The organism is Nocardia sp. NBC_01377, from assembly GCF_045040005.1.
In the GTDB taxonomy this organism is placed as follows: Bacteria; Actinomycetota; Actinomycetes; order Mycobacteriales; family Mycobacteriaceae; genus Nocardia; species Nocardia noduli.
This window is the reverse complement of sequence record NZ_CP109566.1, coordinates 4,619,980-4,641,622: the sequence shown is the minus strand read 5'-3', so window position 1 is coordinate 4,641,622 and position 21,643 is coordinate 4,619,980. Positions and strand designations below refer to the sequence as shown.

At 65.7% G+C, this 21,643-nt stretch carries 21 protein-coding genes and 2 pseudogenes; 12 read left to right on the top strand and 11 right to left on the bottom strand.

Annotated features, from left to right (window positions below):
* Positions 1–54: 54 nt before the first annotated feature.
* The 6 genes and pseudogenes from OG225_RS21435 to OG225_RS21410 form a co-directional block, all read right to left on the bottom strand.
* Positions 55–1,509 (bottom strand): glyceraldehyde-3-phosphate dehydrogenase, encoded by a 1,455-nt coding sequence (locus OG225_RS21435; protein WP_216908428.1) that lies wholly within the window; start codon positions 1,507–1,509, stop codon positions 55–57.
* A gap of 132 nt (positions 1,510–1,641) precedes the next feature.
* Entirely contained in the window at positions 1,642–2,925 is a 1,284-nt protein-coding gene (efeB, locus tag OG225_RS21430; protein WP_405176975.1) for an iron uptake transporter deferrochelatase/peroxidase subunit, read from the bottom strand.
* Positions 2,909–4,039 (bottom strand): iron uptake system protein EfeO, encoded by a 1,131-nt coding sequence (gene efeO, locus OG225_RS21425; protein ID WP_405176974.1) that lies wholly within the window; start codon positions 4,037–4,039, stop codon positions 2,909–2,911. The genes efeB and efeO overlap by 17 nt, the downstream gene beginning before the upstream one ends.
* 15 nt (positions 4,040–4,054) lie before the next feature.
* On the bottom strand, positions 4,055–4,963 hold the full coding sequence (gene efeU, locus OG225_RS21420; RefSeq protein ID WP_405176973.1) for an iron uptake transporter permease EfeU: 909 nt from the start codon (positions 4,961–4,963) through the stop codon (positions 4,055–4,057).
* 274 nt (positions 4,964–5,237) lie between these two features.
* Entirely contained in the window at positions 5,238–5,483 is a 246-nt protein-coding gene (locus tag OG225_RS21415; RefSeq protein WP_405183522.1) for a hypothetical protein, read from the bottom strand.
* Positions 5,484–5,517: 34 nt separating this feature from the next.
* Positions 5,518–5,628: pseudogene (locus OG225_RS21410) on the bottom strand (hypothetical protein); the annotation flags it as partial.
* A gap of 85 nt (positions 5,629–5,713) precedes the next feature.
* On the opposite strand from OG225_RS21410, the gene OG225_RS21405 reads away from it, so the two are divergent.
* Positions 5,714–6,622, top strand: coding sequence for an alpha/beta hydrolase family esterase (locus OG225_RS21405; RefSeq protein WP_405176972.1), 909 nt, complete (start codon positions 5,714–5,716; stop codon positions 6,620–6,622).
* A gap of 61 nt (positions 6,623–6,683) precedes the next feature.
* On the opposite strand, the gene OG225_RS21400 is transcribed toward OG225_RS21405, so the two are convergent.
* Together OG225_RS21400 and OG225_RS21395 are read right to left on the bottom strand one after the other, a co-directional pair.
* Positions 6,684–7,301, bottom strand: coding sequence for a response regulator (locus OG225_RS21400; RefSeq protein ID WP_405176971.1), 618 nt, complete (start codon positions 7,299–7,301; stop codon positions 6,684–6,686).
* On the bottom strand, positions 7,298–8,455 hold the full coding sequence (locus OG225_RS21395; RefSeq protein WP_405176970.1) for a sensor histidine kinase: 1,158 nt from the start codon (positions 8,453–8,455) through the stop codon (positions 7,298–7,300). The genes OG225_RS21400 and OG225_RS21395 overlap by 4 nt, the downstream gene beginning before the upstream one ends.
* 130 nt (positions 8,456–8,585) lie before the next feature.
* Between OG225_RS21395 and OG225_RS21390 the strand changes: the two genes are divergently transcribed.
* Together OG225_RS21390 and OG225_RS21385 are read left to right on the top strand one after the other, a co-directional pair.
* Positions 8,586–9,635 (top strand): FtsX-like permease family protein, encoded by a 1,050-nt coding sequence (locus tag OG225_RS21390; protein WP_405176969.1) that lies wholly within the window; start codon positions 8,586–8,588, stop codon positions 9,633–9,635.
* 14 nt (positions 9,636–9,649) lie between these two features.
* Complete coding sequence (locus OG225_RS21385) at positions 9,650–10,372, top strand: ABC transporter ATP-binding protein (RefSeq protein WP_405176968.1); 723 nt, start codon at positions 9,650–9,652, stop codon at positions 10,370–10,372.
* Positions 10,373–10,804: 432 nt separating this feature from the next.
* On the opposite strand, the pseudogene OG225_RS21380 reads toward OG225_RS21385, so the two are convergent.
* From OG225_RS21380 to OG225_RS21370, 3 genes and pseudogenes are all read right to left on the bottom strand, one after another.
* A pseudogene (locus OG225_RS21380) lies at positions 10,805–11,638 on the bottom strand (IS3 family transposase); the annotation flags it as partial.
* Entirely contained in the window at positions 11,635–12,048 is a 414-nt protein-coding gene (locus OG225_RS21375; protein ID WP_405176967.1) for a transposase, read from the bottom strand. The gene OG225_RS21375 and the pseudogene OG225_RS21380, both read right to left, overlap by 4 nt.
* A gap of 89 nt (positions 12,049–12,137) precedes the next feature.
* Complete coding sequence (locus tag OG225_RS21370) at positions 12,138–13,313, bottom strand: helix-turn-helix domain-containing protein (protein ID WP_405176966.1); 1,176 nt, start codon at positions 13,311–13,313, stop codon at positions 12,138–12,140.
* A gap of 257 nt (positions 13,314–13,570) precedes the next feature.
* Here OG225_RS21370 and OG225_RS21365 point away from each other — a divergent pair, with 257 nt between their 5' ends.
* From OG225_RS21365 to OG225_RS21325, 9 genes are all read left to right on the top strand, one after another.
* Complete coding sequence (locus OG225_RS21365; RefSeq protein WP_405176965.1) at positions 13,571–13,948, top strand: hypothetical protein; 378 nt, start codon at positions 13,571–13,573, stop codon at positions 13,946–13,948.
* Positions 13,945–14,421: a DNA-directed RNA polymerase subunit beta gene (locus tag OG225_RS21360; RefSeq protein WP_405176964.1), complete on the top strand. Its 477-nt coding sequence runs from the start codon at positions 13,945–13,947 to the stop codon at positions 14,419–14,421. The genes OG225_RS21365 and OG225_RS21360 overlap by 4 nt, the downstream gene beginning before the upstream one ends.
* Positions 14,422–14,617: 196 nt before the next feature.
* A complete protein-coding gene (locus OG225_RS21355) occupies positions 14,618–14,926 on the top strand; it encodes a hypothetical protein (protein WP_405176963.1) in 309 nt (102 codons plus the stop codon).
* 133 nt (positions 14,927–15,059) lie between these two features.
* Positions 15,060–15,584, top strand: a complete 525-nt coding sequence (locus OG225_RS21350; protein WP_405176962.1) for a hypothetical protein — start codon at positions 15,060–15,062, stop codon at positions 15,582–15,584.
* A gap of 345 nt (positions 15,585–15,929) precedes the next feature.
* Positions 15,930–17,111 (top strand): hypothetical protein, encoded by a 1,182-nt coding sequence (locus OG225_RS21345; protein ID WP_405176961.1) that lies wholly within the window; start codon positions 15,930–15,932, stop codon positions 17,109–17,111.
* 274 nt (positions 17,112–17,385) lie between these two features.
* On the top strand, positions 17,386–17,574 hold the full coding sequence (locus tag OG225_RS21340) for a restriction endonuclease (protein ID WP_405183324.1): 189 nt from the start codon (positions 17,386–17,388) through the stop codon (positions 17,572–17,574).
* Positions 17,575–17,671: 97 nt separating this feature from the next.
* Positions 17,672–18,520, top strand: a complete 849-nt coding sequence (locus OG225_RS21335; RefSeq protein ID WP_331758169.1) for an IS5 family transposase — start codon at positions 17,672–17,674, stop codon at positions 18,518–18,520.
* 131 nt (positions 18,521–18,651) lie between these two features.
* Entirely contained in the window at positions 18,652–20,073 is a 1,422-nt protein-coding gene (locus OG225_RS21330; RefSeq protein WP_331758060.1) for an NF041680 family putative transposase, read from the top strand.
* 16 nt (positions 20,074–20,089) lie between these two features.
* Positions 20,090–21,523, top strand: a complete 1,434-nt coding sequence (locus OG225_RS21325; protein WP_405176960.1) for an MFS transporter — start codon at positions 20,090–20,092, stop codon at positions 21,521–21,523.
* The last annotated feature ends 120 nt before the right edge of the window (positions 21,524–21,643 follow it).

The following is a 21,643-nucleotide window of genomic DNA, read 5'->3' as shown; positions in this document are numbered from 1 at the left end:
TACGCCGCCGCGACCGCCGGAGTCACCCGGGATTCGGCCGAAAGGCAGGGAGCGTCAGACGCTTTCGAGGATCGCGTCGACCCGCGGGTAGGTCGGATACTCGATGCCCGATATGTATTGCACCGTGCGCACCACCTGGCACGAGTAACCGAATTCGTTGTCGTACCAGACATACAGAATCGCGGTGTCGCCCTCGACGATCGCGGCGTTGGCATCGATGATCGATGCCGCGCGCGACCCGATGAAATCGGAGGACACCGCGTCGGTGGCGGCGGTGTAGTCGAGGTTGCGGCTCAACGGTCCGGTGAGCGAGACCTGTCGCAGGTACTCGAGCACCTCGCTCTTGTTCGTCTCCCGCTCGAGTTGCAGGTTCAGGATCGCGACGGAGACGTCGGGGGTGGGGACCCGGATCGAGTTGCCGGTGATCTTGGCCTTGAAATCGGGCATCGCCTTCGCGACCGCGGACGCGGCGCCGGTTTCGGTGAGCACGAGATTGAACGGCGCGGAACGGCCGCGACGGTCCGCGCTGTGATAGTTGTCCAGCAGGTTCTGATCGTTGGTGAACGAGTGCACCGTCTCCACGTGGCCGCGGACGATGCCGTACTCGTCGTCCATGGCCTTGAGCGGCGGAACGATCGCGTTGGTCGTGCAGGACGCGCACGAGAAGATCCGCTGCGACAGGTCCAGGCTGCGGTGATTGACGCCGTGCACGATATTCGGGACGTCACCCTTGCCGGGGGCGGTGAGAACGACCTTCGCGATACCGGGGCGCAGATGCTGCGACAGTCCATCCCGATCACGCCACTTGCCGGTGTTGTCGATCAGGATCGCGTCATCGATCCCGTATTCGGTGTAGTCGATCGTCGTCGGATCGTCGCTGTAGATGAACTTGATCACGTTCCCGTTGGCGATGATCGTGTCGTTGTCGGTGTCGACCTTGATCGTGCCGTTGAACTGGCCGTGTACCGAATCCCGCCGCAGCAGCGACGCCCGCTTGGCGAGATCGCCGTCGCCGCCCCGGCGCACCACCACCGCGCGCACGTTCAACCCGTTGCCGGATCCGACCTTCTCGATCAGCAGGCGCGCGACCAGGCGGCCGATGCGGCCGAAACCGTAGAGGACGACATCCTTCGGGCCGGGAGGCTGCGCTTTGTTGCCGTTGGTGACGTCGACGAGGACCGAGGCGGTGAAATCGCGGATCGACAGTCCGCGGTCGTCGGCGCGGTAGGTCGTGACCAGGTGACCGAGGTCGATCTTGCACGGCCCGAGGTCCAGTTCGGCGAGCACCCGCAGGAAGGGCAGGGTCTCGTCCACCGACAGTTCCTCGCCCTCGATCTGCCTGGCGAAGCGGTGCGTGCGCAGAATGCTGATCACCGACTTGTTCACCAGCGATCGGCTGTGCAGCAGGACCGTCACACCCTTCTCTCGATACAACGTGCCGATGATCGGACTCATCGCCTCGGCAGCGGCTTCCTGTGCGTTCCAGCGGTCAAGTTGTTCGGTAGTCAACGCAAGTCCTCGGGTTCGCTCGATGTGTTCGCCGACTCGACTCTAATCAGCGCCGCGATATCACCGAGGTCGGATACCCACCGGTGAGGTGGGCGGGTGGTCGCGTCGATCGAACATCGAGGCGGAAACCGCCTAGAGCGCGAAAAGCCCCGAGCCCCAGTGCTCGTCCGCGCCGAGACCGGGCGGCACCGCGAAGACCGCCGAGCCGACGTGTTTGATGTATTCGTTGAGCGCGTCGTTGCGGGCCAGATTTTCCTGCATCGGTACGAACTGCGCGAGTGGGTCACGGCAGTAGGCGATGAAGAACAGGCCCGCGTCCAGATGCCCGAAACCATCGGAACCGTCGGTGAAATTGTAACCGCGACGCAGGATCTGGATCCCGCCCAGTTCATCACGTGACGCCAGTCGGACGTGAGCGTCGGTGTCGATCAACGGGCCGGACGGGCCCGCCGACTCGAGATCCAATTGCTCGAATTCGTCCCGGCCGCCCAGTGGGGCTCCGGTGCCCTTCGCGCGTCCGATGACCCGTTCCTGCTCGTGCAGGCTGGTCCGATCCCACGGTTCGATCAGCATGCGGATCCGGCGTGTGACCAGATACGAGCCGCCCGCCATCCACGCCGTGTCGTCGCCGCCGTCGACCCACACGAATTTCGAGACCGTGTCGCGGTCCTCTGCTTTGATATTGCGGGTTCCATCCTTGAACCCCAACAGGTTTCGCGGAGTCACCTGACTGGTCGAGGTCGAGGAGGTTCGACCGAAACCGAGTTGTGACCACCGCACCGACACCACGCCGAACCCGGCCCGTGCCAGGTTGCGGATCGCGTGGACCGCGACTTGGGGATCGTCGGCGCAGGCCTGGATGGCGATATCGCCGCCCGACCGCGCCGGATCCAACGCGTCGGCGGTGAATTTCGGCAGATCGGCCAACACGGTCGGCTTGTGCTTCGACAGACCGAATCGATCCGCACCGGTCGACGTCGTGAACAACGACGGCCCGAAACCGATGGTCAGCGTCAACCTGGCGGGTGCCAGATCCAACGCCTCCCCGGTGTCGGTGGGCGGCATGTACTCCCCGGCACCGGTCGCGCCGTCGTGCACCGCTTCCCGACCCGATGTCATGCGTTCGGCCATCGCGGTCCAGATTTTCAACAGTGCGACGAGTTCATCTCGGGATTCGGTATGCACATCGAACGCGGCGAAATGCAGGCGATCCTGCGCCGGGGTGACGATGCCCGCTTGATGCTCGGCACGGAACGGCACGACCGCCGACACCGAGGAGTCCGGACTCGACGCCCGCCCCGCCAGCACGCCCGCCCCGGCCGCGAGGACACCGACACCCGCAGTGCCGAACAGACCGCGACGGGATACCCCGCTGCGACCCGAATCATGCCGCGCGCGTTCAGGATCCCGCGACAATGCCTTGCACCTGACTGACAACCGCCGACAGCGCGTCGATACGCCGGGCCAGCTCGACTCGCTGCGGTTCGGTCACCTTGTCGTAACTGATCTGCCCGTCCCCGACGCGGTATTTCGCCAGTTCACTGTCGAGTTCGGCGAAGCGGCGATCGATCTGGACGCCGAGATCCTTGTTGCGTTCGTCGAGAATCGGTCGGACGCTGGCGATCGCGGCCTGGGAGCCGTCGACATTGGCCTGGAAATCCCACAGATCGGTATGCGAGAAGGTGTCCTCCTCGCCGGTGATCTTGGTGCGCGCGATCTCGTCGAGCAGAGTCTGCGCGCCACCGGCGACCTGGATCGGATCGACGGTGAAATCCGCCGCGCTCACCCCCGCGGAAAGTTCGGCGATATCGGCGAGAAGCTGGTCGGCCACCTGCTTGGTATCGGGCTGGAGCCCCTGAGCCCAGAGATCCTTTTCCAGCCGATGGAACCCGGTCCATGCATCACCCGCGGCCAGATCGGCCTCGCGCAGGTCCAGCCGCGGGTCCAGATCATTCGGGAAACTCTCGGCCACCGGCTCGATGCGTTCGTAGTACGTCCGTGTCAGCGGGAACTGCTTCTTCGCCACCTCGACATCACCGGACTTGATCGCGTCGACGAACACTTTCGCCGTCTCCTGCAACGCGGTCACCTGCGAGACCAGGTAACGCTGGTATCCGGCCGAGGCCTCGGCCAGTTTGCCGGTGTCATCGCGGGTCTGCGCCTCGCCGGTCACGACGAAGTCGGTGCGGATGCCGTCGCCGACCATGCCCGGCTTGCACGCGGTCTGGTAGGTACCCGGGTCCGATACCGCGACGATCAGCTGCCTGGTCAGGCCGGGGCCGATATTCTCGACTTCGCCGATGACCCGATCGCCCGCGCCGTAGACGTAGAACTCGGTGACCTTGGTGCCGTTGTTGGTGATCCGGAAGGTCGTGTTACCGGTCGTCGCCGAGTTCGGCGACACCTCGCACGAACTGTCGTTCGTGGTGACGGTGATGTCACCGGCACTGCTCTCGGACTTGCTCGTACACGAGACCAAGGCCATCGGCAGCACGACAGCGGCGGTAACCCACTTCGTAGTAGATCGCATGGGTGGTGGAACCTTTCACAAGTGCGGCGCGGCCGCGGAGGGAGCAGGGGGTGGTCGATCGGAGTCGGGCGGGCCCGCCCCCACGGTCGGGCGCAGGAACAATGTCGATACGACGACCACGTATCCCCCCCACGCGAGCACCTGGAGCAGTGTCGGATCGGCGCGGAAATTGAAGATTCCCTGCGCGACGGTGCCGTACCAGCTCGACATGGCGAACCACGACGAGATATCGAAGGCGTTGGCCGTCAAGCCGGGCAACCAGTCCGCTGTCTGCAACGCACGAATCCCGTATGCCAGGATTCCCGCGGCGACAACGATCAGGAAAACGCCCGTGTACTTGAAGAACACCGCGAAATCGATGCGAATCGCACCGAAGTACAGCAACACCGTCAGCACCGCGGCCACCACGATTCCCAGCAGCAGACCGATCAGCGGCCAACTGCTCCCTTCGGTATTCTCCGCGTAGCCGACCATCAGCAGCGCCGTCTCCACCCCCTCGCGCCCCACCGCGAGAAAGGCCAAGGCCGACACCGCGAGCGGGCCGCCCGCGACCGCCTTCGCCATCCCGGCCCTCAGATCCGCCGAGATCGAACGCGACGCGGTACGCATCCACAGCACCATCCAGGTCACGATCACCACCGCGGCCAACGACGCGATCCCCGAGATCAGCTCGGCCCCGACCCCGGTCACCGTCGAGGTACCGAAACGCACACCGACGAAGATGGCGGCGACCATCGCGATCGCCGCCCCCACCCCCGTCGCGACCCATTTCAGTGCCCCGCGATCACCGGACCTGACCAGGAAGGCGACCAGGATCATGACCACGATCCCGGTTTCGAGGCCTTCACGCGCACCGATCAGCCCACTACCGAACAACTGCGCGGCAACCGAGGGCGCATCCGCGGCGAGTGCCCGTACGACCACATCCACTCCCTCATCGCGACTAAACCAAGCCTTACCTATTTCGTAAGGAAGTTCAGTGTCGCACACGGATGGCGTCCCGGACTCCTCGAACCGAATACACACCGAGAGACCCGCTCTCATCAGGCATGATCGCGCCGACTTCGATGTGCCACAGCGCTGAACAAGCGGTAATCGGCCGCACGAGTTCACGCGCAGCCGACACCTCGCTACCTCCACTGTCTCACCGTCCGCGACGGCGGGCAGGAGGACTACGTGTCGGGGCGGTCCTCCGCGTTCACACCAGCAGGGCCTTCGTCTCGGGAGCGGCGGGGTCGGCGAGCACTTCGGCGGTATGGCCGCGCTCGACCACCCTTCCGCCCGCGAGCACCACGATTCCCGGGCAATACCCGGCCACGACGCTCATATCGTGGCTGACGACGAGAATGCCGATACCCTTCTCGATTCGGGTGCGCTCGACCAATTCCATGATCGAACGCGCGGTCGCCGTGCCGAGGGCCGAGGGCCGAGGTGATCTCGTCACAGACGAGGATCTCCGGTTCGGCGGCCAGGGCGCGTGCGATGGCGACACGCTGCCGCTGACCACCGGAGAGCTCGTCGGGATACCGGTGCAGTGGGTAGGTATGCGATATGGCGCGGCGCCGGTCGATGTCCGGGGGTGTGCCCATAGATCCGGGGCCTCGATCTCGCGCGGCATCCGCCCTACGATTCACCGAAGCGGTCACGAAAGCCGTTCGGAGGCAGGGGCATTCCATGCGCTGGAACAAGATCAGAACGATATCGGCCGTCGCGGGCGCACTGCTGACGGTTTCCCTGGCCGGACCGATGGCCCCGGCGTCGGCCGAGGTCACCGGCCTCGGCCCGTTGCCCGCGCCGTCGGCATCCTGCTCGACCTCGCCGACCGGCGGGAGCGTCGAGCGCACCCTCGTCCACGAGGGTGAGTCGAGGCCGTACCGACTGTTCGTGCCCAGCGGCCTGACCGGGCCCGCGCCGCTGATCGTGGCGGTACACGGCGGGCAGAGCAGCCCGTCGATCTTCGAGCCCCAGACCGGCTGGAACTCCTTCGCGGAGACCAACAAGGTCATCGTGGCCTATCCGCGGGGCAGCAAGAGCGAGGGCGTCGGCAAATGGGCGTGGGAGTTCGCGAGAAATGTCGGTCCCGACGTCTCGTTCCTGCGCAAAGTCGTCCACGACGTCGCCGCCTCCTACTGTGTGCTCCCGAAACGGGTTCACTTCGCCGGCCACTCCAACGGCGGTCAGATGACCTCCCGAATGGCTTGCGACGCAGCGGATCTCATCGCCTCGGCTGCGGTCTGGGCGGGCCCCAAGGGCGCCTGGGACCTCGCCGATTGCCCCGCCTCGCGCAAGATCGCCTTCGGCGTGATGCTCAACGACAACGACCCCGTCGTGTGCCAGTGGATAGCCGAGCAGCATCGCGACCACTGGCGACAGATGAACAACTGCGGAACCGAACACGGCGAAACCGGCCCCGGCGTACTCACGGGTCAACGATTCGACTGCGCCGCGGGCACTTCGGTGATCTACCGACTCTACGACGGTCCCGACGACGTATCCCAGGCCCACGTGTGGCCCAGCGGTGCGCGCGGCACCGATGTGCGCGCCCGAATGTGGTCACTGTTCACCGCCAACCCACTCCCCTGACCCCGCCCGGCCTTTCGGCTGCGGCGCGGCACCGACGCCGGCACTTCGGTGAATCCGCGTCTCAGATCGCGCCTTGTTCGCGAGCACGGGCGACCGCCGAAGTGCGAGAGCGCACACCGAGTTTCGTGTAGATGTGGACCAGGTGGGATTTGACGGTGGTCTCGCCGAGGAAGAGTTCCTTGGCGATCTCCCGGTTGGATCTACCGTCGGCGACAAGTCGCAGGACTTCGATCTCACGGGGGCTCAGTGTGGTATCGGCTCGGCGGACCCGGGTCAGCAGCTTCGACGCGACCGTCGGTGAGAGCGCGCTCTCACCCGCGGTGGCCGAACGCACCGCCGCGAGTAGTTCGGTGGGCGGGGTGTCTTTCAGGATGTATCCACACGCACCCGCCTCGATGGCGCCGAGAATGTCGGCGTCGGTGTCGTAGTTGGTAACTACCAGCACATTCGGTGGTTTCGGCAGGGCGCGCAGTTCGGCGGTCGCCGCCACACCGGATCGACCCTGACCGAAACTCAGGTCCATCAGCACGAGGTCGACCGGTGTGGTCGCGCAGAACGCGACCGCGGCCTCCGCCGTCGCGGCCTCGTCCACCACCGCGATATCGGATGCGCTCGCCAGGAGCGCGCGCAAACCCGCGCGGACGATGGCGTGATCATCGACGAGCAGCAGACGGATCACGGTATTCCCCTCGGGAACGACACGGTCACGGCGGTATGTCCCGGCTCCGATTCGATGGCCGAGATGCCGCCCTGCTGTGCCACTCTGGCCCGCATCGCCGACAGGCCGAAGGAGCCGGTGGAAGCACGGTCGAGGATGTCGGGAGCGATGCCGATACCGTCGTCGACGATGTCCAGCGAGATGTCGGCCTCCGAATAGGTCAGGGTGAGACGCATCCGGGTCGCGTCGGCGTGCTGCACGACATTGGCGACCGTCCCCTGTGCGATGCGCACCAACGCCGCCTCGATCGGCATCGGCAATCGCTGCGGCGTGCCTTCCACCACGAGTCGGGTGGTACGTCCCGGCGTTTCGGCGCGCAGACAGATCCGTTCGAGCGCCTGTCGCAGTGACTGCCCGTCCAGTGCGGCGGGCGCGGCGTCGGTGATCAGTCCTCGGGTGTCGGCGAGGTTCTCGGCGGCGGTCGTCCTGGCCAGCCGGATCTGCGGCAGCGCGGGATGTTCGGGGTCCGCGCGTTCGGCGGCGTGCAGGAGCAGTTGGATGCTGCTCAAGCCCTGCGCGACGGTGTCGTGGATCTCCCTGGCCCACCGTTCCCGCTCGGCGATCCTGCCCGCGGTTCGCTCCCGCTCGGCGAGTGCCGCACGGGTACTGACCAATTCGTCGATGAGCCGTTGCCTTTCGACGGACTCCCGGAACAGCGCCTGGTAACCGAGGCCGATCCCGACCGCCACCGCGGCTCCGAGGACGGGGCCGATCACACCCGCGAGAGCCCAACCGCGATGCCACCCGAAGCCGACAACCACGACAGCTGTCGCGGCCGCCACGGCAACGAGATTCCACGGGTACGGCAGCAGGTGCAGGTAGAGGAAGAACAGTCCGAAGGCGAGATATCCGGCATCGGGGGCGGTGGCGACCAGCCCGAGCCAGAGCAGGGTGAGCGCACCCAGCCAGACCCGCATCGCGAGGGGACGCCCGGACAGGCGCGCTCCCGCGAAATAGGTCAGCAGGAAGGCCACGGTCAGCAACACCACCGACAGCGGATGCGGGGCGCCCGGCAGCAGTGCGCGCACCGCGATCACCGTCGCCAACGCCGTCATCAGCACATGCAGGCCGAGTCGCAACGTGGCGAAGACGGGCGTGAGCGGCGACGAGTGCACACTGCCAGCTTATGCACGGCTATCGGCGGGGCATCCATCGAAAGGTGTAATCGGACCACCGACCTTCGACCGACCGGGTCTCGACCTCACACCCGATGTTCGGATGCTCTTCGTCCGCGACGGTGGAACCATGTTCGTCGCACTCCGGGAACTGCGGGCCGCCCGCGGCCGATTCCTCCTCATCACACTGGTCGTCACGCTGGTCGCGCTGCTGGTGAGCTTTCTCGGCGGCCTCGCCGCCGGGCTCGCGCACCAGAACATCTCCGCTGTGCGATCACTGCGGGCCGACGCGCTCGTCTTCGCCGACAACGGGGCTCCCCCGTCGTTCGACGCTTCATCCCTCACGCCCGAGCAGGTCGGCATCTGGCAGGCCGCCGCCGGACGGACCGGGACCGTCGAGCCGATCGGCATCAGCCGCGCCGAAGCGGGCCGTCCCGGCGCGCCACCGACCGCGGTCGCACTGTTCGGCGTCACATCGGCGGTCGCGGGCGATCGTGCCGCTACCGACGCGGGCACGGTGGTGCTCAGCGATCCGGTGGCACAGGCGCTGAACGCGGACACGGACGCTGTGGTCACCCTCGGCGGACGCTCCTTCACCGTGGCCGCGGTCCGCGGCGACGACTGGTACAGCCACACCCCCGTGGTCTGGATGACCCCCGCCGACTGGCGATCGGTGAGCCCCCACGCGGGCGCGGCCACCGTGCTCGCGATCACCGGCGTACCGGACCGCGACACCGCCGCGCACACGACGACCATCGATCTATCCGATTCCCTCTCCGCGCTCGGCTCCTACCGGGCCGAGAACGGCTCCCTCACCCTGATGACGGTGCTGCTTTTCGCCATCTCGGCCCTGGTGATCGGCGCGTTCTTCACGGTGTGGACCATCCAGCGGATGCCCGACATCGCGACGTTGAAGGCGTTGGGAGCGACCACGGAATCGCTCGTGATCGACGCACTCGCCCAGGCCGCGCTCGTGCTGGCGGCCGGGGTCACGCTCGGTCTCGCCCTCACCGCGCTGGGCGCGAGCGCGCTCGGGGACACGCTCCCGTTCGTCGTCGGCCCGGCCACCACGCTGCTGCCCGCAGGCGCGCTCATCGCGCTCGGCCTCCTCGGTGCGACCTGCGCGCTGCGCTTCCTGTTCACCGCCGACCCACTCACCGCGCTCGCCGCGACCCGCTGATCCGGAGTTCCGAGATGACCGTCGCACTGACCGCCGAGAACGTGACCCTCACCTACCCCGACGGCGCGGGCAGACTCACCGCGCTCGATCGAGTGAACCTCCATGTGACCGGCGGCAGTGTCGCCGCCGTCACCGGCTCCTCCGGTTCCGGAAAATCCAGCCTGCTCGCCGTGGTGTCCACCCTGACCCGCCCCGATTCGGGCCGCGTCCTGCTCGAGACCGACAGCGGCACAGTCGATCTCACCAGCCTGGGCCGACGTGCGGCGGCGACCGTGCGTCGATCCTCCGTCGGCATCGTCTTCCAACAACCCAACCTCCTGTCGGCACTGACCGCGATCGAACAACTCGAAGTGACAGCGCGTCTCGGTCGACGCTCACGCACCCCGACCCCCCGCCGACGCGAAACACGGTCGAAGGCAGGAGAACTCCTCGACGCGGTCGGACTCGGCGACCATCGGACGAAATACCCCGCGCAGTTGTCGGGCGGACAACGCCAACGCGTGAATATCGCCCGCGCCCTCATGAACGACCCCGCGTTGCTCGTCATCGACGAGCCGACCAGCGCTCTGGACACCGAGCGCGGCGCCGCCGTCATCGACCTGATCCTCACCGTGGTCCGCCAACGCGGCGCGGCCACACTGCTGGTCACCCACGACCGCACCCACCTGCACCGCATGGACGCGGTGTATCGGATGGCCGACGGCACCCTCGACAGACAGTCGGTTCCGGTCGCGTAATCGGAGATCATGCCGAGAAGCCGGGCGGCGGCGGTCACACTGTCGTGCAATTCGGCCGTTCCGGCGGTGTGCTCGGTGTCCGGGTAGCGGCGCACGGCGTGTGAAGAGCGCGGTCCACGCGACGCGCAGATCACTCGGCCCCGGTTGCGCGTCCGCGCCGACATCGAGGTTCATCGGCCGAGGCACACACATCGAAGTTGCGCATTTGCCTCCTTTTGTGTGTTGTTGAGATGTTTCCGACACTGCACAATGGCGAATCCGCTGCCTCGCGAGTGTTGGTTGACCGTAATGACACCGGATGTAGAAGATGGCTGGCATTTTCGGTGGGGTGGGTCGGTGACCGAACCGGGCCGGGTTGGCGTGGTAGGCGGCGGTAAGGGTGATCTGACGGGCGTCGTCGATGGTGTCGGCGGTGCCGAAGTGGACTGATGCGGGGGTGTGCCAGCCGATGCCGGAGTGGCGGTGGATGTGGTTGTATTCGTTGAAGAATCCTTCCAGGAACAGGCGCGCGTCTTTCAGTGAGGCAAAGGATTTCGGGAAATCATGAAGGTATTTGAGGGTCTTGAATTGCGCCTCGCTGAAAGGGTTGTCGTTCGATGTCCGTGGCCGGGAATGAGATCGGGTGACACCGAGATCGGTGAGCAGTTCCGACACCAGCCCCGAGGTCATCGACGGGCCGCGGTCGGCGTGGACGGTGTGCGGGACATCACCGTTGCGGGCGATGGCCTCGTCGATGAATTCCTGTGCCAGTTCAGCGCTTTCGTGACGAGACACAATCCAGGACGGGGTGTAGCGGGAGTAGATGTCGATGAGTACATACAGGTGGAACCAGACACCCTTGGCAGGGCCGCGTAGCTTGGTGATATCCCAGGTCCACACCTGCGACGGGCCGTCGGCGAGGAGTTCGGGTTTCACCCTCGCCGCATGGGTGGCCTGTCGTCGCCGTTCCCGGTTCTGACCCGCGGCGGCGGCGATGCGATACATGCTCGACATCGAGCACCAATAGTTGCCTTCATCGAGTTCACGAGCCCAGATCTGGCATATCGCCAGGTCCGCGTAGGGCGGTGAGTTGATCACCGTGAGCACATGGGCGCGTTCGGCGGCGGTGAGTGCCTGACCGTTGTCTGGCACCGCCCGAGCGGGTTCGGGTCCTTGGATCGGTGGCCGCTGATGCCGGTAATGGGTGGCTCGTGACCACCCGATCAGCGTGCAGGCCCGGCGGATGGGCACCTCGACGGCCCGCAGGTCGTCGTAGGCGTCGGTCATGGCTTGGTCGGTCGCGGCGGTGTGCCCGTGCTCTCGGAGATGGATTCCAAAAGCACGTGAAGTTTTCCCATGATCTCGAGCGCGGCCTCCGTCTGCTTCAACTGCTTTGCCAGGCGGTCATTCTCACGCGTCAAACGTTCGTTCTCCCGGCGCGCGGCCGCATCGCCCGAGGGTCGAACGGCACGCTTGGTGGCACCGCCGGATTGCCTCGTGTCGCGGGCCTGGGTCCACTCGGCGATCTGGGATTGGTAGAGACCCTCGCGGCGCAAAACCGCGGACTTCTCCCCGTGTGGGGCGTCGCGGTACTCGTCGATGATCTTGTCGCGGAACTCCGCGGTGAAGGTCCGCCGCGTCGGCTTCGGCGCCGGATCGACTGGCCTACCAGCGGGTGCGGGCTTCGGGCTACTCACGGGATTGCTGCTCCAGTCATGCCCTCAAACAGTGAACTCGGGGACATCCGAGTGTCTCACCACAGCCTGACAGAGAGGGATCGACCCCGTCAGTACTCAAGGCGCACGGCATCGGCAAGCTCTCGCATCTCAGCCGACAGGGTGCGACGTTCACGCACTACGCGACCAAGGATGTCTCGTGCGTATCGTTGCTGCGTAAGCCATTCAGGTGCAACCGAATACACTTCCCGCAGTACTTGAAAAGCCTCACCGTATTGACGCAACTGTATATGTGCGTTGGACACATCCAGTCGATGACGTAGCCGTCCCGCTGCTGTCGGCGACAACACTTCAGTAGGTAGACTTTCTGCGATCGCTATCGCCTCGGTTGGACGCTCAGCTATCACCGCGCACTCAGCGGTTATCTGCGCGACTGTCACCGGGCCGAACAATCGATTCGGATTGGGGTCGTAGAGCACTTCTCGACCTATCCGGGATGCCGCCGCCCGTGCGAGGCTCAGAGCGTCATCGGTTGCCCCTGGCGAATTGTCGCGTACTCCGACATTGGCGACGTAGAGCCACAAGCGGCCCCAGAGCGCGAGCTGTGACGCACTTGCGCGCGAGAAGCGGGGCTCGATGTCGTCAGCCCACTTGACTGCCAGCTCACGTGCGATATCCAAGTTGCCTTGCCGCAGGTGCGACCAGACCGCCACATTCACCGCACCGACCGCTATTCCGCGCTCGGGAGCAACATCGACAGCTTGATCGAGCGTCATTGCCGCTACGTCGAATTGCCGATTCTGCGTCAGCATCCACCCCGTCAGGCTGAGCAGGCGGGCACGGATCGCTCGCCCATCGTCATCGGTCAGTGATTCAGCGTCTCGCAGCAGAGCGGGAAGTATTGCCGCGATGTCGACGTATCGGTGTGCGTCGATCATGGGGATGAGCGCCCGATACGCGGAATTCACGCCGTCGTTGGTCGCCTGTTCCTCGTCAGTTGCAGCTACTCCGCTCGGAATCGCCAGCGCGCGACGCACGGGTTCCCAGATATCGGACGTCGCAGGGTCGGCGTGCTCGGCATCGGTTGCCTGTCCACCCTGGAGGCTCGAGGTGCGAACGCGCAGCCCAATAGCCAGCTTGCGTAGCGTTTCCAACCTGGTGTCGGATCGCTCGCCCTGTTCGATCTTGCGAATCAGCGACACCGAAACGGACGAAGCGTCCGCGAGCTCTTTTTGTGTGAGGCCGCGCCGCTTGCGAACCGATCGCAGCCGTTCCCCTAGGTCCATACACACAAGCCTACGTCGCCGAGCACAGCGCATCAGCGCTTGGCAACCAGCCAAAACCTCTGCGCAATAACTGCCGTCGCCCGCATACATCTCGCTATTGCTACTTCGCACAACCTTCGGTTCCGGAGTGCCATTGTCCGGCCGCCCATGAACCGTTGAGGCTGATTGCAGCCCCGCCGTCGGGTTGACGAGTCCCTCATCCTCGTCCTCGGCGGTGGGTGCCTACCACGTCGACATTCGAGCAGGAGGCGCAGGGAATGGGATGGCCCAGCGACGACGAAGACCAGCACACGCCGACCGCGCAGGACCACTACTACGCGCATCTGGTGTACCTGCGTAGTCACCGTGACGAGCGCAACGCGGTCCGATTGGTACGGCTCGAGGACCAAGGCCCGCCACCACCCGAATCCGGTGATGGGGCGCGTGGCTGGCTGCGATGGCACGCCCGCCATCCCCCCAGCGCCGACGAGTTCGCCGACCTGCTGTCCAAACTTGCGTACGAAGGCTTGTTGACCGGCGACGACGTCGCCGCCTATACGGGTGGGGTCACCGCGGATTCGGTGGCCGAACTCATCGCGCGAATCGCCGCAATCGACGACATCAGCCACGCCCGAGAGCAGGCGGGCCGGTCATGAGCGCAGACACCCCGAGCACACGCTGTGAGTACTACCGGCGGATCTGTCACCTACCCGCGCGCGTCGATCCGACCACCGGGCGTATCACCGTGCGTGCTGGTCTGGTGTGGGGGATCCAGCTGCCCGCCGGACTCGCCCAGGTCGTGAAAATGGACCTCGACCGCCGCCAGCACGGAGGCGGACCGGTCATCACCGCACCCCGCGAAGCACGGTGGACATTTTTGACCCGCTCCGATATCCCCGCCACCATCGCCGCTCGCGACATGCCGTTATGGCGTAACCAGGTCACGATCCTGCATGACGGGGACGACATCGTGTTGCCTTCGCCCGCGGATCGAGGCCATCTCTACCGGGCCTGGATCACTCCCGCGCACAGTTCGTTCCGACCCTCCGGGCTCGCGGTACTGGACTCGATACAGGTATGCCTGACCGCCCGTGAACACGCCGACACCACCACCCGCCTCTACGCCTGACAAACCCCCGCAGACTCCCGCACCCCGACAGGTCGGTGACACCGTGCCGCTCACCGACCCACTGTCGATGGCGTGCGGGAACGGGAACCCCGGGGTTGGCAAACCCGCATTCCGGTGCCGCCGCAGTGCCCACGCAGGCACCGGAAACCACCCCGGGGTTCCCACCCTCAATACTCGAAGTAAGGAGCGAACACTATTGCCTAGCAACGCAATCGGATTGATCAACCTGGAGCACAGCCCCGCCGATCCTGCCGCCCACCTACTCATCACCACGTTGGTGCGCCACCACGGATTCACCCTCACCCATACCCTCACCGTCGACGCGGACACCTACATGCCCACCGCGTTGATCGTGGCGACCGCCCACAAACACCACGCGGCCATCATCGTGGCCCCCACCCTCGCCCACTTCGGCCCCAGCCCCAAAGCCCTCGCCCTGACCTGCACCCTGATCGTCCCCACCCTCACCATCCCCGCCGCAGGCAGCTGGAACCCCAACCACTGACAACGTCACCGATCACCCCTCCCGAGACCGACCGCGAACGAGTTGCACACCCCGCGCCGGAATACCACTCACGTGGGGACACTGCCCCTACGCTGTGCATCGCGTACACGACCGGACAGGACGGAGCACCACCATGACCGACGAACAACTCGACCTGGGATTCGAGGTCGAACAGACCGCGTGGGGCAAATGGGTCGACACCGACCGCCGCACCGCACAAGTCCGAAGGTTCATGGAACACGTAGGGTTGCAACAGCTTCCAGTGCAACCGTGGCCCGAGGACTCGCCGGAGGTGAAACGGCTGGATCCTGTCGTCGCCGACCTGTTCCCCGATATGGCGACCGCGATGGCGCCGGAGAACGCCGACATCGCGGACGCGTTCATCTGCTTCATGGGCGAGTGCTTCATCCGATACGCGGGAGCCGAATGGATCGAATTCGAGTGGTTCGGCCGCGAACATTCCTTTTACGACCAGGTGAACCCGGCTCTGCGGTTCGATACCGACGACGAGGACGAGGATACGGTCTGGGGATTGATGGCACGGCTGGTCGACTACGACCCCGAGACGCACAACGGCATGTTCTCGAAACTTGCGGCATACATTCGCGAATACGCCACCTATCACGAAGAAAAGCGCAGCGAGGACGCCTCGAGGTAGCTCAACCTCCATGTACCAGGGGGGACAGTCGTGCCGGATGGATACGACAAAGACCGAGACAAGATCGAAAACAACCAGCGGGGGCGAATATTCGAGAACGGAGCCGATAGATATTTTCGAGACAGCGAGACCGGATACGTTCACGCATCTCGCACATACGTCTCACGTGCCGGAAATATTCAGTTCGACAAGGTGCGAGAACACGACGGCCGGACATACACGATCGAAGAGAAATCCGGCAGGATGGAGGGCGGTAAAGACGAGAAGCAATTAATGGTCGTCAGAGCTCTGTTCGAAGCGGGAAAAGTTCAACAGCACACTTTGCGTTCGGTCCACGGTGAGCATATGTCACCCGAGATCCGCAAGCTGATCGACGCACTGGCCCGTGATTTCCCGGCCCGGTTCACCCATCACGTGATCTCCCGCGCCGACGCCCGCGAGATCTGGGCGCGGGGTTTGAATTTGGAGCGTGGGCAGCAACTCGAGCTGCCCCAGGTTCGACAGCTAGCGCGCGAGCACAAGGCCCAGCAGCAGGCCCGCGCCAACGCCCCCGAACGCGGACCCGAGACCGGCCGCGACAGTCGAGGCCATGTCAACGAACCACGCGCCCCGGAGCGAGTACCGGAAACTGTAGGCACACAGTCTATTTCGAGGGTCGAGCGTGAACGTGTCGAACATCTGCGGACACTGGCGATGGCGGCAGCGCTCGAACGCGGCAGAGACCTCGACACTGCCCGCCAGGCCGTTCGCGACGCCATCACCGCCCAGGCGATCGAAGTCGCTGTTTCCCGCGCGCAGGGCCGAGAACTCGACCCCGAACTGTTGCGTGACGCCCACGCCGCGTTGAGCGCCGGACTCGAGCAGATCCGCGAACGCGAACGCCAGAACTCACGCAACATGTTGACCGCCGCAGGAACCAGCCCCGAACAGATCGCAAGCCTTGCCCCCGTCCTCGAGCACAACCGCGAGGCCCGCCGCGAGGAAACCGTCCGCCATCTCGACAGCATCGGCAAAGAAGTCCAACGCCACGAGTGGGTACGAGAACTCACCACCCACAACGAACGCGCCCAGCAACGCGGACTCGAACACGTGCGAGAAGTCCAAGCCAAAGCCGCCGTCCGCACCCCCGAACACGACGCACGAGTCCAATCCGCCGAACGCGAAGCCCGACAACTGACGATCGACCCCGACCAGGCAGCCCGACTCGACCTCGAAAAGTTCCGGGCCGTCCGATACGGACGCTCTCTCGGCTACGACCACGAGGCGAAAGCGCACATCTACCAACGCGCCGGTCGACCACCCATCGAAGTCGAACACGACGCCCGCGAACGAGACCTGGCGATCCTGACCAACAACGTCGAACGAGGACTCACCGTCGAACAGATCACCGTCGCACGCCTCGCTGAAGCCGGGCACGCATTCCCCGTTGAGGAAGCAGCCCGAGCCCGATCCATCGAACCACCCACAGAAATCCTCGCCAGGGACCACGATCGCGGCCAGGAACGCGGACTCTACCGCGACCGGTAACCCCGCGAATCTCGCGATGCCGGGGCACTTGCCGCGCCGGATTCGGAACCCTCACCACATGCGGAACCCGCGCCGGGGGTGCCTGCCAGAAGCTCAGCTACGTACTTGGCAATCTGACCATTCGCGAAATAGTTGGTGGGGGCGCAGGCGTGAAAATCATGTGAAGACAGGAGGAGTCCTTGCTGCGGAGCGCATGCCCGCACGAGCCCAGAAGGCTGTCGTCGTGGCGTAGAATTTGCGTGCCTAGTTGACAGACACAGCTCGCTCAGCCCACATGCACAGCTCGGGAGAACGCTTGCCGGACTACGATTTTCACACACTGTCACCGACAGATTTCGAGCTGCTGACGCGCGATCTTCTACGAGAAAAGATTGGCGTTGAACTTGAGGCCTTCGGGCAAGGGCCAGACGGCGGGGTTGATCTAAGAGCGCGTCTGAGATCTCGGTCACCGGCTGGCGTGTGACGCCGGATATGTAGAGGGACTCCCGGTACGACTGAGGTTTCCACACCAAGACGTCACACCGAGAGTCCCTGTGCCAGTGTCGCTTACCTGCTTGTGCTTGTCGTGCCCAGCCCACGGCGAGTCGCCGAAGTGCCCGTTCTATCCGTCTTCGTCGCTGACCGACCCGCAGTGGGCGATCCTGGAGCCGCTGCTTCCGCCACCAGGCAACACCGCCGGTAAGGGCGGCCGACACGAAAAGTGGTCGCGGCGGCTGGTGTGCGACGCGATCTTCTACCTGTCGCGCGGCGGGATCGCGTGGGCGCAGCTGCCGCACGATTTCCCACCTGCGAAAACCGTGTACGACATCTACCGGCGATGGACGAAAGCCGGTGCATGGCAACGTATCCACGATGCACTGCGTGATCGTGCCCGAGTCGCCGCCGGTCGGGCGCCGCAGCCGACCGCGGCGGTGATCGACTCGCAGACCGTGCGCGGTGCCGACACCGTCGCAGCGGGTACGGCCGGATACGACGCGGGCAAGAAGATCAAAGGCCGCAAACGCCACATCGCCACCGATACCAGCGGGCTACTGCTGGCCGTCGTGGTCACCGCCGCCTCGATCCAGGACCGCGACGCCGCGCACCGGCTGCTGGCCGCTGTCGCGGCCCGCTTCGCCACCATCACGCACGTATTCGCCGACGGCGGCTACGCCGGGCGACTGGTCATCTGGACGAAATCTGTTCTCGCCCAAACTATTCAGATCGTCAAACGCAGCGACACCGCCACCGGGTTCGAAGTCCTGCCACGCCGCTGGGTAGTCGAACGCACATTCGGCTGGCTCGTCAAACACCGCCGATGCGTCCGCGACTACGAAACCCGCCCCGACCACCACGAAGCCATGGTCTACATCGCTGCCATCCACACCCTCACCCGACGACTGGCTCACGCCAGCACACCAGCCACATGAGATCCCAGACGCCCTCTCAGCTTGAGATTTAACCTCTGAGCTGGGGTAGGTCGCCCCGGTTGATCATGGGTGAAGCCCTTGGTTGATGATTCATCTTGCTACAGAACGAATCTCATGAACCAAGGGCTTCGATGAACAGTGTGCACGATCCTGGTCGCGAGGGTGCGGCCGGGGAGTTGTCGGCGTTTCGGCAGGAGTTGTACCGGTGTGCGAGCGCGCGAGCGGATGCGTTGTTCGAGCTGTGTGAGGCGGTGTTGTGCGCGGACGGGCCGGTGACCACGCTGGTCGGGTTGTCTCTGGTGGCCGAGCATCGCCGTGGTCATGGCGGTATGTACGACGCGCTGGCGGCGGGCCGGCTCGATGTCACCAGGCTGCGGCGGGCGGTGACCGGATTGCCGGTCCCGTGTGAGCGCGGCGGCCGGATCAGGCTGGCGGTGGATGTGTCACCGTGGCTGCGGCCCGACGCTATGACCAGTGCCGACCGTTGTTTCTGTCATACCTATGGGCGCGGCAAGGGCAACGCGCAGCTGATCCCGGGCTGGCCGTACTCGTTCGTCGCCGCGCTCGAGTCCGGGGCGTCGAGCTGGTGCGCGCTGCTGGACGCGCAGCGTATCGGCCGTGACGAGGACCTCACCGCGGTGACCGCCGCCCAGGTCCGCGACGTGGTTGCCCGGCTGCGCGCGGCCGGGCATCATCGGCCCGGGGATCGCGACATCGTGATCGTGTTCGACGCCGGCTACGATATCTGCCGCTTGGCGTGGCTGTTGGCGGATCTGCCGGTTGAGCTGGTAGGTAGGGTGCGGTCGGATCGGGTGTTCTGCTTCCCCGCCGCCGCGCGGGCCCGCACGGGCCGCCCGCCGCGCCACGGCCCGGTGTTCACCCTCGCCGACCCGGCGACCCATCCCGAGCCCGCGGTCACGACCAGCACCGACACCCTTCGCTACGGCACCGCCCGCACCACTGCCTGGCACCGGTTGCATCCCCGGCTCACCCACCGCGGCCCCTGGGCCGACCTCGACGGTCCGCCACCGATCATCGAGGGCGCCCTGATCCGGTTGACCGTGGATCGGCTACCCGGCGACCGAAACCCGAAACCGGTGTGGCTGTGGACATCCCGTGCCGAAAGCGCCGCAGCGGACGTGGACCGCTACTGGCAGGCGTTCCTGCGCCGCTTCGACATCGAGCACACCTTCCGGTTCCTGAAACAAACCCTCGGCTGGACCCGGCCCCGGGTCCGTACCGCCGCCCAGGGCGACCGCTGGACCTGGCTGATCCTCACCGCCCACACCCAGCTGCGGCTCGCACGCGGCCTCACCACCGACCTGCGCCGCCCCTGGGAGAAACCCGTCACCGACCCGCACCGGCTCACCCCCGCCCGCGTCCGTCGCGGGTTTCGCCACCTCCGCCGGAAAACCCCCAATCCGGCCAGCGCGCCGAAACCCTCACGCCCCGGCCCCGGCCGCCCGAAAGGCAGCAAGAACCGGCACATCGCGCCACATCCAGAGGTCGGCAAAACCCGTGTGGCCCCGGCTACGCCGGGGCCACAACCTTAAATCTCAAGCTCAGACCTTGCCGCCCGAACCGGCCTCGGCCGTGTCGAATACCGCTGCGGCTACGCCCACCGGGTACGACGCGCGCCGTACCGTCGCCCTGCTCGCGGTGATACTCACCGGACAGTTCATGGCGGTGCTCGACTCCTCCATCGTCAATGTCGCCATTCCCTCGATTCGCGGCGATCTGCGCACCAGCGGATCGTCGCTACAGCTGATCGTGGCCGGATACGTGATCGCCTATGCCGTACTCCTGGTGACGGGTGCGCGGCTGGGTGATCGGTTCAGTCAGCGCCGCGTCTTCATCGCCGGGCTCGCCGTGTTCACGGTGGCATCACTCGCGTGCGGCCTGGCGTGGGACGAGACCGCGCTGATCGTGTTCCGATTCGCGCAGGGGATCGGTGCCGCGGCCATGGTGCCGCAGGTGATGACGCTCATCCAGCGCGATTTCACCGGTAACGCCCGCGCGAAGGCGCTGAGCCTGTACTCCGCGATCATTTCCGGCGGTGTGGTGGTCGGGCAGGTACTCGGCGGGCTGATCGTGTACGCGGATCTGTTCGAGAGTAGTTGGCGCGGTGTCTTTCTGGTGAATGTGCCGATCGGCCTGGCACTGCTCGTCGCCGCGCCGAAGGTGCTACCCGCCGATTCCGTGCGCTACCACCGTGCGGTGGATCTCCCCGGCTTGGGGATGCTCACGGTCGCGGTGCTGCTGTTGGTGTTGCCGCTGGTGCTGGGACACGAACAGGATTGGCCGCTGTGGACCTGGATCAGCCTGGGGGCCAGTGTGATCGCGGTCGGCGCGTTCCTGCTGATCGAGCGGGTGGTCGCGGCGCGTGGCGGGGAACCGCTCTTCGCGCGACGCGCACTACGTGCGCCTCGGCTGTTGCTCACGGCGGCGACGCTGTTCGTCGTCATGGCGACGTTCGGCGGATGGATGTTCGTGATCGCCATCCACTTGCAGAACACGCTCGGCTACAGCGCCCTGCACGCGGGACTGCTCTTCATACCGATGGGCCTGACCTTCGCGCTGGGAAGCCTGTATTGGGAGCGCCTTCCGGCCCGGTCGCATGCGAGGACCATTCCCGCCGGATTGGTCGTGGCCGCCGCGTCGATGGTCGCGATGGGGATGCTGTTGCGCGACGGCGCGGAGTTCGGGGTCGCGGCGCTGATCCTGTCCGGTTTCATGGGGCTGGGCAACGGCCTCGCCTTCAGCCCGTTGATGACGCGCACACTCGCCCGGATTCCGAGGGATCTGGCCGCCGATGCCAGCGGCATCCTGGTCACGAATGTCCAGTTGGGCATCGTCGTCGGCATCGCCTGTTTCGGGACGGTATTCCTCGGTCTGGCCGGGGCGACGACGGTCTCGGCCGCGCACGCGCTCGGCGGAACCGCCATCGCGGAGGGGGTCACGGTGTTGGTCGCGGCCGTGCTCGCGGCCAGGGCCGCGCGCTAGACCCGGGCCCGGTCCGGAACCGCGCGGGCGCGACTCATCGCCTGGGATACAAGGCATCTCACCTCGTGTTTCGTCGGGGCACCACCGTCGAAATTCAGCTTGATACTCATGTAAGGCTGA

Excerpts from the sequence above, each read along its gene's own strand:
- OG225_RS21340 (WP_405183324.1), top strand. The coding sequence starts at position 17,386 with ATGCACAGCTCGGGAGAACGCTTGCCGGACTACGATTTTCACACACTG.
- OG225_RS21385 (WP_405176968.1), top strand. The coding sequence starts at position 9,650 with ATGACCGTCGCACTGACCGCCGAGAACGTGACCCTCACCTACCCCGAC.
- OG225_RS21365 (WP_405176965.1), top strand. The coding sequence starts at position 13,571 with ATGGGATGGCCCAGCGACGACGAAGACCAGCACACGCCGACCGCGCAG.
- OG225_RS21360 (WP_405176964.1), top strand. The coding sequence starts at position 13,945 with ATGAGCGCAGACACCCCGAGCACACGCTGTGAGTACTACCGGCGGATC.
- efeO (WP_405176974.1), bottom strand. The coding sequence starts at position 4,039 with ATGCGATCTACTACGAAGTGGGTTACCGCCGCTGTCGTGCTGCCGATG.
- OG225_RS21350 (WP_405176962.1), top strand. The coding sequence starts at position 15,060 with ATGACCGACGAACAACTCGACCTGGGATTCGAGGTCGAACAGACCGCG.
- OG225_RS21390 (WP_405176969.1), top strand. The coding sequence starts at position 8,586 with ATGTTCGTCGCACTCCGGGAACTGCGGGCCGCCCGCGGCCGATTCCTC.
- OG225_RS21345 (WP_405176961.1), top strand. The coding sequence starts at position 15,930 with ATGTCACCCGAGATCCGCAAGCTGATCGACGCACTGGCCCGTGATTTC.
- OG225_RS21370 (WP_405176966.1), bottom strand. The coding sequence starts at position 13,313 with ATGGACCTAGGGGAACGGCTGCGATCGGTTCGCAAGCGGCGCGGCCTC.
- OG225_RS21330 (WP_331758060.1), top strand. The coding sequence starts at position 18,652 with ATGAACAGTGTGCACGATCCTGGTCGCGAGGGTGCGGCCGGGGAGTTG.
- OG225_RS21405 (WP_405176972.1), top strand. The coding sequence starts at position 5,714 with ATGCGCTGGAACAAGATCAGAACGATATCGGCCGTCGCGGGCGCACTG.